The sequence below is a fragment of the Halomonas halodenitrificans DSM 735 genome (assembly GCF_000620045.1).
In the GTDB taxonomy this organism is placed as follows: Bacteria; Pseudomonadota; Gammaproteobacteria; order Pseudomonadales; family Halomonadaceae; genus Halomonas; species Halomonas halodenitrificans.
The window spans coordinates 1-1679 of the sequence record NZ_JHVH01000051.1; the positions used below are offsets into that span (position 1 = coordinate 1).

At 63.0% G+C, this 1679-nt stretch carries 1 protein-coding gene and 1 pseudogene; both read left to right on the top strand.

The genetic code is table 11. From position 1 onward, the window contains the following. A pseudogene (locus tag Q358_RS18820) lies at positions 1-327 on the top strand (BREX-1 system phosphatase PglZ type A); the annotation flags it as partial. 69 nt (positions 328-396) lie between these two features. Next, positions 397-1679 (top strand): protease Lon-related BREX system protein BrxL (gene brxL / locus Q358_RS0113880; RefSeq protein ID WP_425402563.1); only part of this gene is annotated, 1283 nt, incomplete at its 3' end.

Consider the following 1679-nt stretch of genomic DNA (forward strand, 5'->3'; position numbering starts at 1 on the left):
CCCAAGGCCTCGCTGAAGATGGTCAACAACATCCAGCGCTTCGAGCTGCTGCAGACCGAGGCGGTCAGCGAGCAGCTCAAGCCCATCACCCTGGCGGTGGCCATCTTCGAGGGCACCGAAGCGGTCTCCAGCGAAGAGACGGTGACCTTCGACAGTACCAGCGACAACATGAACGAGCGCATGAAGTCGGTGCGGCTGTCGCTGTCAGGTACCGACTTCGACCGCAAGCGCGACTACTTCCTGGTGCTGCGCGACAAGGATCTCGGCACCGAGCTTGAGCGCTACCGGGTGGTCATCGACCTGGCGTTCACCGATGATTTCTTCTAAGCCAAGGGCCCGGCTCCGCCGGCCGCTCACGATGGCACCCTGTCACCACCGTATCTTGGAGCTTCTGGCGTGACTTTCAGCATGGACAGTGAACCGCAGCCCGATATGCCACCTCACCCCGCCGCGGAGCAGGAGAGCGACCTCGACACCCTGCTCAACGCCCACTTCGCTGGTCGGGTGGTGCGCAAGGACCTGACCCAACGGGTCAAGGAAGGCGCCAACGTGCCGGTCTATGTGCTGGAGTACCTGCTCGGCATGTACTGCGCCACCGACGATCCGGAGGTGATCGACGAGGGCCTGAAGAACGTCAAGACGATCCTCACCGATAACTACGTGCGCCCCGACGAGGCCGAGAAGGTGAAGTCGTTGGTCCGCGAGCGCGGCAGCTTCAAGGTCATCGACCGGGTGACGGTGCGCCTCAACGAGAAGCAGGACTGCTACGAGGCCGCATTCAGCAACTTGGGGATCAAGGACGCCGAGATCTCCGCCGGCATCGTCAAGGAGCACGAGAAGCTGTTGGTGGGCGGGATCTGGGTGATCGCCACCCTGAGCTACTACCACGAGGAGGGTCAGCGCGGCTCGCCCTTCGGGGTCAGCCAGCTCAAGCCGATCCAGATGCCCCACATGAACATGGAGGAGCTATTCGAGGGGCGCCGCGGCTTCACCACCGACCAGTGGCGCGAGGTGCTGATCCGCTCCATCGGTATGGAGCCGGCCGAGCTCGACGCCGAGGTGCAGTGGCACCTGCTGGCCCGGATGATTCCGTTTGTGGAGAACAACTACAACGTCTGCGAGCTGGGCCCCCGCGGCACCGGCAAGAGCCATATCTACAAGGAGTGCTCGCCCAACAGCATCCTGGTCTCCGGCGGCCAGACCACCGTGGCCAACCTGTTCTACAACATGAGTTCGCGGCGCATCGGCCTGGTCGGCATGTGGGACCTGGTGGCCTTCGACGAGGTGGCCGGTATCTCGTTCAAGGACAAGGACGGCGTGCAGATCATGAAGGACTACATGGCCTCTGGGTCCTTCGCCCGCGGGCGCGAGCAGATGGAAGCCTCCGCCTCCATGGTGTTCATCGGCAACATCAACCAGAGTGTCGAGTCGCTGGTGAAGACCAGCCATCTGCTGACCCCTTTCCCCGACGCCATGATTGATGCCGCCTTCTTCGACCGCTTCCACGCCTACATCCCGGGCTGGGAGATCCCCAAGATGCGGCCGTCATTCTTCACCCAGCGCTACGGCTTCATCGTCGACTACCTGGCCGAGTTCTTCCGCGAGATGCGCAAGCGCAGCTTCGCCGACGCCATCGATCAGCACTTCCGCCTGGGCGACAACCTCAACCAGCGCGACGT